This window comes from Brevundimonas bullata (assembly GCF_003350205.1).
GTDB classification, from domain to species: Bacteria; Pseudomonadota; Alphaproteobacteria; order Caulobacterales; family Caulobacteraceae; genus Brevundimonas; species Brevundimonas bullata.
In genome coordinates this window covers 90,098-97,738 of the sequence record NZ_QLLC01000014.1, presented here as the reverse complement: position 1 = coordinate 97,738, position 7,641 = coordinate 90,098, and the positions used below count along the sequence as shown (strand labels likewise).

General features: G+C 65.1%; 4 protein-coding genes and 2 tRNA genes. 4 read left to right on the top strand and 2 right to left on the bottom strand.

Going from position 1 to position 7,641, the window contains the following annotated elements; translation table 11 throughout:
• Window positions 1-267 precede the first annotated feature (267 nt).
• The 4 genes from DXK21_RS08825 to DXK21_RS08810 all read left to right on the top strand — a co-directional run bounded on the left by DXK21_RS08825 (window position 268) and on the right by DXK21_RS08810 (window position 6,782).
• Window positions 268-1,272 carry a cysteine synthase A gene (locus DXK21_RS08825; RefSeq protein WP_114817415.1) on the top strand — a complete coding sequence of 335 codons (1,005 nt, stop codon included), beginning with the start codon at window positions 268-270 and terminating at the stop codon, window positions 1,270-1,272.
• Window positions 1,269-2,219 (top strand): transcriptional regulator GcvA, encoded by a 951-nt coding sequence (gcvA, locus tag DXK21_RS08820; protein WP_114817414.1) that lies wholly within the window; start codon window positions 1,269-1,271, stop codon window positions 2,217-2,219. Before DXK21_RS08825 ends, gcvA begins: the two co-directional genes overlap by 4 nt.
• A gap of 83 nt (window positions 2,220-2,302) precedes the next feature.
• Window positions 2,303-3,196, top strand: a complete 894-nt coding sequence (locus tag DXK21_RS08815; RefSeq protein ID WP_114817413.1) for an ABC transporter ATP-binding protein — start codon at window positions 2,303-2,305, stop codon at window positions 3,194-3,196.
• A 10-nt stretch (window positions 3,197-3,206) separates the two neighbouring features.
• Window positions 3,207-6,782, top strand: a complete 3,576-nt coding sequence (locus DXK21_RS08810; protein ID WP_114817412.1) for an ABC transporter permease/M1 family aminopeptidase — start codon at window positions 3,207-3,209, stop codon at window positions 6,780-6,782.
• A 485-nt stretch (window positions 6,783-7,267) separates the two neighbouring features.
• Here the strand turns inward: DXK21_RS08810 and DXK21_RS08805 are convergent.
• Both DXK21_RS08805 and DXK21_RS08800 read right to left on the bottom strand, forming a co-directional pair.
• A tRNA-Asp gene (locus tag DXK21_RS08805) sits at window positions 7,268-7,344 on the bottom strand.
• A 204-nt stretch (window positions 7,345-7,548) separates the two neighbouring features.
• Window positions 7,549-7,625: transfer RNA gene (locus DXK21_RS08800), tRNA-Asp, on the bottom strand.
• Window positions 7,626-7,641 lie beyond the last annotated feature (16 nt).

Genomic DNA, 7,641 nt, shown 5'->3' with positions numbered 1-7,641 from the left:
TTTCAAGGGCCGGACTCTAGCTCCGCGTGGAGGAAATTCTCAGGGGCACGTCACCACCCAACGGAAAATCCGCCCACAAATGTCAGAACTAGCACTAACGCTATCCCGATAGCTGTTGCTGCTCTCATTTCTTAAAAACCCCTGCTTGCCCGAACTCCATGAGGGATAGCGGAAGGTAGGTCTTTCCTCCAGTTGTGCCGACTGGTTGTTAGATTTTCTGAACTGTGGCTAAGAGGGTCGCCCTCTTCTCCACGGTTCGGAACTTCCATGATCGTCGCGCCTGATGTTCTCGGCCTGATCGGCAATACGCCTCTGGTGCGCCTCAAGCGCGCGTCGGAGATGACGGGCTGCGAGATCCTCGGCAAGGCCGAGTTCATGAACGTGGGCGGTTCGATCAAGGACCGCGCGGCGCTCAGCATTATTCGTAAGGCGCGGGCGTCCGGCGCGCTGAAGCCCGGCGGCGTCATCGTCGAGGGCACGGCGGGCAATACCGGCATCGGTCTGGCCCTGGTTGGGGCCGCCCTGGGCCACCCGGTCGTCATCGTCATGCCGCGCAGCCAGACGGACGAGAAGAAACGGGCGGTCCGTCTGCACGGCGCCCGTCTGATCGAGGTCGATCCGGCGCCCTTCGCCAGCCCCAACCACTTCGTCGCCTATTCCCGCCGCCTGGCCGAGGAACTGAACGAAAGCGAGCCGAACGGCGCCTTCTACGCCGATCAGTTCGACAATCTGGCCAATCGCGAAGCCCACTATGAAGGCACCGCGCCGGAAATCTGGAAGCAGACGGACGGCGAGATCGACGGCTTCATCTGCGCCGTCGGCTCGGGCGGCACCCTGGCCGGTTGCGCCGCCTATCTGCGCGAGCAGAAGCCCGAGATCGCCATCGGTCTGGCCGACGTTCCGGGCGCGGCCCTCTACAGCTGGTTCACCGAGGGCAAGTTGGCCGGCGAGGGCTCCTCGATCACCGAGGGCATCGGCGTCAACCGCATCACCGGCAATCTGGAGGGGCTGGCGGTCGATCATCCCTATCGGATCGAGGACGCCGAGTTCCTGCCCCTCCTGTTCGATCTGGTGAAGCACGAGGGCCTGTCGCTGGGCCCGTCCAGCGGGGTCAACATCGCCGGGGCCATCCGCATGGCGCGTGACCTGGGACCCGGCAAGACCATCGTCACCGTCCTGTGCGATGCCGGGCAGCGCTACGCCAGCAAGGTCTATGACCCTGCCTTCCTGACCGCGCGCGGCCTGCCGACGCCGGAGTGGCTGAGCCGATGAGCCGCAAGAAGGACATCGCCGTCGAGAGCCGCATCCCGCCTCTGAACGCCTTGAAGGCGTTCGAGGCCGCCGCGCGGCGCCTGAACATCACCCGCGCCGCCGAGGAGCTGTCGGTCACGCCCGGCGCCATCAGCCAGCAGATCCGCATTCTTGAGGAACACGCGGGCGCGCCCCTGTTCCACCGCGAGGGGCGTCAGATCGCCCTGACCGACCTGGGCGCCGAGCTCTATCCGCTGCTGCACGACGGCTTCGACTATCTGAAGCGGGCAGGGGACCTGCTGTATCGCCCCGACCGTCGTCATGCCCTGGCCGTCAGCGTCCCGCCGTCCTTCGCCACCAAATGGCTGGCCCCGCGCATCGCCCGTTTCGCGGCGGCGCATCCGGAGGTCGAGGTGTGGATGTCGGCGGATATGCGGCTGGCCGACGTCGGCGGCGGTCGCGTGGACGTGGCGGTCCGCTACGGACGCGGCGATTATTCTGGCGTGCGGTCCGAGCGTCTGCTGTCAGCCGATGTCACCCCCGTGTGCAGTCCGGCCCTGTTGACCGGGCCCAGGGCGCTGAAGCGTCCGACCGATCTGGCGCAGCACGTCTTGATCCACCTGCGCGCCGGCGAACTGGAAGAACCGCGCCCTGACTGGGCGACCTGGCTGAAGGCGAGGGGCGTGGATCAGGTCGACGCCACGGCGGGGCCGCGTTTCGATCAGACGGCACTGGCTATCGAGGCCGCCGCCCATGGTCAGGGCGTGGCCCTGGCGCCCTATGCCTTCGTGGCTGACGATCTGGCGTCGGGTCGGCTGGTGTCGCCCTTCGCCGACGGGGCTCTGGCGACGGAGATGGCCTACCACGTCCTGACCCGCCGCAGCGGCGTGTCCGAGCCCGCTCGCGCCTTCGTTCGCTGGATGAAGGCCGAGGTGCAGGCGGCGGAACAGCGTGTGGACGATCTCTGATCGCCAACCTGTCCGATTTGTAACTTGAAGATCGGGCGTTGAATCCGTCAGCGTAAAGCACCTTTTACACGCGGGGGCGCTTCATGCTGACGATCAACAATCTTGTCCATGTCTACGGCAACGGAACACGGGCCCTGGACGACGTCAGCCTGACAATCCCGACGGGGATGTTCGGCCTGCTGGGCCCGAACGGGGCGGGCAAATCGACGCTGATGCGCACCATCGCCACCCTGCAGACCCCGACGTCTGGCGAGATCCGCTTCGGCGACATCGACGTGATCCGCCAGCCCGAGCTGCTGCGCCGCACGCTCGGCTATCTGCCCCAGGATTTCGGCGTCTATCCGCGCGTCTCGGCCTACGACATGCTGGACCACATGGCGGTGCTGAAGGGCATAGCCGACGGCAAGGACCGCAAGCAGACGGTCGAGGCCCTGCTGAACCAGGTCAATCTGTGGAGCGTCCGCAAGAAGGCCCTGGCCGGTTTCTCCGGCGGCATGCGTCAGCGTTTCGGCATCGCCCAGGCCCTGATCGGCAACCCGCGCCTGATCATCGTCGATGAGCCGACCGCGGGCCTGGACCCGGAGGAGCGCAACCGCTTCCTCAACCTGCTGGCCGAGATCGGCGAGAACGTGGTGGTCATCCTGTCCACCCACATCGTTGAGGACGTGGCCGACCTGTGCCCGCGCATGGCGGTGCTGGCGGGCGGCAAGATCCAGCTGGAAGGCGCGCCGCTGGAACTGATGAAGCAGATGTCGGGTCGCGTGTGGAAGAAGGCCATCGCCAAGGAGGCCCTGCCGGAACACCGCGCTCGTTTCGAGGTCATCTCGACGCGCTTGTTCGCGGGTCAGACGGTGATCCACGTCCTGGCCGACGCCCAGCCGGGCGAGGGCTTCGAGCCAGCCTCGGGCGGTCTGGAGGACGTCTATTTCTCGACCCTGGCCGCCTCGCGCCGCCCGGCCGTCGCTCAAGCCGCCTGAGGCCCGGATCATGTTCGGGAAAGTCGCGGCCTTCGAGTTCCGCTATCAGCTTCGCCAGCCCGCCTTCTGGGTCATCTCCATCCTCTTCTTCCTGCTGAGCTTCGGCCTGGTCGCCAGTCCGAACGTCAGCCTGGGCACAGGCGGCAACGTCTTCAAGAACGCCCCCTATGCGATCGCTCAGGCCCATCTGGCCTTCAACCTCTTCTTCATGCTGGCGACGACGGCCATTGTCGCCAACGTCGTGGTGCGTGACGCCACGACCGGCTTCGGCCCCATGATCCAGGCCAGCCGGTTGTCCAAGTTCGACTACCTCTACGGTCGCTTCCTCGGCGCCTTCGCCGTGGTGGCCCTGGCCTTCCTGTCGGTCGCCCTGGGCATCCTGATCGGCACGCTGATGCCTTGGGTGGACAAGGAGACGGTCGGGCCGTTCCGTCCGCTGGACTACCTCTACGGTTTCGTCGTGATGGGCCTGCCGGGCCTGCTGTTCAGCTCGGCGGTCTTCTTCACTCTGGCGACCGTCACGCGCTCGATGATGGCCACCTATGTCGGCGTCGTCGGGGTCTTCATCCTCTACATGACCACGACTTCGGTGTTCGGCTCCAAGCCGGAGCTGGAGACCCTGGTTGCCTGGCTGGAGCCGTTCGGCGCCGGGGCCTATGGCCTGGCGACCAAGTATTGGACGGCAGCCGAGCGCAACACGATCAACGCGCCCCTGACCGGCCTGCTGCTGGGCAACAAGCTGCTATGGCTCGGCGTCAGCCTGGCCTTCCTCGCCGCCGCCTGGCCCCTGTACAATCCGTCTCCGCGTGGTTCGAAGCTGCGCAAGCAGGAAAAGCTGAAGGCCCTGGCCGAAGCCTCGCCCGACACGACGGCGCCGGTCGCGCCCCTGGCCCAGCCCTCCTACGGCTTCAAGGCCGGTTGGACCCAGCTGATCTTGCGCACCGCCTTCGAGATGAAGGCCGTGTTCAAGAGCCCGGCCTACTTCGTCATGCTGGCCCTGGGCTTCGCCTTCGGCATCGCCGTCCTGTTGTTCGCGGGAGAGCTATATGGCGCGCCGGTCCTGCCGGTGACGCGGGTGGTGATCGAGACCCTGGGCGGCTCGTTCGGCCTGATCGTCATGATCATCTCGATCTACTATTCCGGCGAACTGGTCTGGCGTGACCGCGAGCGGCGCACGCATGAGATCATCGATTCCACGGCCACGCCCGACTGGACCTTCCTGTTGCCCAAGACCCTGGCCCTGATCCTGGTGCTGGTCTCGACCCTGCTGGCCGCATCGCTGGCCGGGATGATCGTGCAGACGATCAAGGGCTACACCAACTACGAGATCGGCAAATACCTGTTCTGGTATGTCGTGCCCCAGTCCATCGGCTTTGCGCTGACGGCGGTGCTGGCCATCGTCGTCCAGTCGCTGTCGCCGAACAAGTTCGTCGGCTGGGCCGTCATGGTGGTCTATCTGATCTCGACCATCGTCCTGTCGAACATGGGCTTCGACCACGTGCTCTATCGCTATGGCGCAGGGACGGGCATGCCGCTGTCGGACATGAACGGCCTGGGCAAGTTCGCCGGCTATGCGGCGTGGATGCAGGCCTACTGGTCGGCCTTCGCCATCGTCCTGCTGGTCATCGCCTATGGCCTGTGGCGTCGCGGGGCGGAGACGCGCTTCATGCCGCGCCTGAAGCGTCTGCCGCGTCGCCTGATGGGGCCTGCGGGCGTCATCGGCGGCGTCGCCCTGACCGCCTTCGTGGCCCTGGGTGTCTACGCCTTCATCAACACCAACGTCTGGAACGAGTACCGCACCCAGAATCAGCAAGAGCAGCTGATGGCGGACTATGAGAAGACCCTGCTGAAGTACGAGAAGACGCCTCAGCCCGAGATCACCGACGTCAAGCTGGACCTGGACCTCTACCCGCACCAGCCGCGCCTGACGACCAAGGGCAGCTATGTCATCCAGAACCAGACGGGCGCGCCTCTGAATGAGGTTCACCTGCGCTGGAACTACGGTCTGAAGATCGCCAGCCTGGATGTGCAGGGCGCGACCCTGGCCAAGGAATGGCCGCAGTTCGAGTACCGCATCTATCGCTTCGCCACGCCGATGCAGCCGGGCGAGAAGCGCACCATCGCCTTTGAAACGGTGCTGGAGCAGCGCGGCTTCAAGAACAGCGGCGACACGACCCGGATCGTCGACAACGGCACCTTCGTCAACAACGGCGAGTTCGCCCTGACCATCGGCATGGGCCGCGACGGCCTGCTGTCCGACCGGGCCAAACGCCGCAAGCATGGCCTGCCGCCCGAACTGCGCATGGCCAAGCTGGAGGACGTCAGCGCCCAGAACCAGAACTACATCGGCACGGGCTGGGTCAACGCCGACATCACCGTGACCACGGTGGCCGATCAGACGCCGATCGCGCCGGGCTACAAGGTGTCGGACGTGACGAAAGACGGCCGCCGCACGGCCCGCTTCGTCACCGAGGCGCCGGTGCTGAACTTCTTCTCGGTCCAGTCCGCCGACTATCAGGTGGCCAAGGAGCAGCACGGCCCCATCGAACTGGCCGTCTATTACCACAAGGGTCACGAGCAGAACGTGTCGCGGATGCTGGCCGGGATGAAGGCGTCGCTGGATTACTACGGCACGGCTTTCAGCCCCTATCAGTTCCGTCAGGCCCGGATTATCGAGTTCCCGGCCTACCAGACCTTCGCCCAGGCCTTCGCCAACACCATGCCCTACTCGGAAGGCCTCGGCTTCATCGCCGACCTGAGCGACGAGGAGAAGATCGACTACGTCACCTATGTCACCGCTCACGAGGTCGGCCACCAGTGGTGGGCGCACCAGGTGATCGGCTCGGACCAGCAGGGTTCGACCCTGCTGTCGGAATCCCTGGCGCAATACTCGGCGCTGATGGTGATGGAGAAGCTGTACGGACCCGACAAGATCCGTCGCTTCCTCAAGTACGAACTGGACCGCTACCTGCGTTCGCGCGGCATGGAACGGCTGGAGGAGATGCCGCTGATCCGCGTCGAGAACCAGCAGTACATCCACTATCAGAAGGGCGGTCTGGTTCTCTATCTGCTGCGCGATCAGATCGGCGAGGAGGTGGTCAACCGCGCCCTGCGTCGGGTGCTGGCGCAGTACGCCTTCAAGTCCGCGCCCTATCCGCGCTCGCTGGATCTCATCAACGCCATCCGCGCCGAGGCGCCGGCGGACAAGCAGGCACTGATCACCGACCTGTTCGAAAAGATCACCCTGTATGACGTGAAGACCAAGTCGGTCACGGCGACCAAGCGCGCCGACGGCAAGTGGGACGTCGCCCTGACGGTCGAGGCCCGCAAGCTCTACGCCGACGGCAAGGGCGAGGAGACCGAGGCCCCGTTGAACGAGACCTTCGACGTCGGCCTGTTCTCTGCTGAACCCGGTAAGGGCGCGTTCGACCAGAAGTCGGTCATGTTGATGGAGCGTCGCCCCCTGCGCAGCGGAACCCAGGTCTTCCGCTTCGTCACGACCGAGAAGCCGGCCTTTGCGGGGATCGACCCCTACAATCGCTGGATCGACCGCAACTCGGACGACAACGTCAAACCTGTGACGTGACCGCCGCGCCGGTTGAATACCGGCCAGGCGTGAAGGGGGGAGGGCGCGCGCTCTCCCCCCTTTTTCTTGCGCTTTACCGCACGCCGATCCGCCCATTGGGACACGCCATCCAGCGCCCGTCATGCACAACGGCGCGCGCCAATCCCGGTAAAAACCTGGGATTGCGGGTTTTTCGATCGGATCGACGCGCCTGAGGCGTCGGATGGATCAGACTGACGGCTGTCTTTGACATTCCCGTCCGCCGCCGCCCGCTCAGGGCCGTGGCCTCCACCGAGGCTCAAGCCGCTTCGCCTGCAGGAGCGGTCGCGCGCGGCGCCCATTGCACCAATTGCACTGTTTTTTTTCGGATCAGAGTGCAATCCGGCTTCGACGGCGCACAGACCAGGACCCAAGCTCAAAGCAAGGCTGGCCTGATGCTAGATAAGGATTTTTGAGGAAATACAGATCCCTGGGGCGGGGCGGGCCATTCTCTTCGCTGAAGAGAATGGCGCGAGTGACGGGACTCGAACCCGCGACCTCCGGCGTGACAGGCCGGCACTCTAACCAACTGAGCTACACCCGCATTCCCCTCCGCGAGGAGGAGAAGAGGCCGATTAAGGGCGACTCACGACGCGGTCAAGCGCCGAACGTTCGCCCTGTTTAAAAAGGTCACGCGGCTCCATGACGGCGCACGGACGCACAGCGAGCGGGCTGATGATTGGAATGGAAATGAGCGAGGGCGTCTTGGCGACGGGCGGGGCGCGCCATTTCCTTCGGCTGAAGAAAATGGCGCGAGTGACGGGACTCGAACCCGCGACCTCCGGCGTGACAGGCCGGCACTCTAACCAACTGAGCTACACCCGCATTCCCCTCCGCAAGG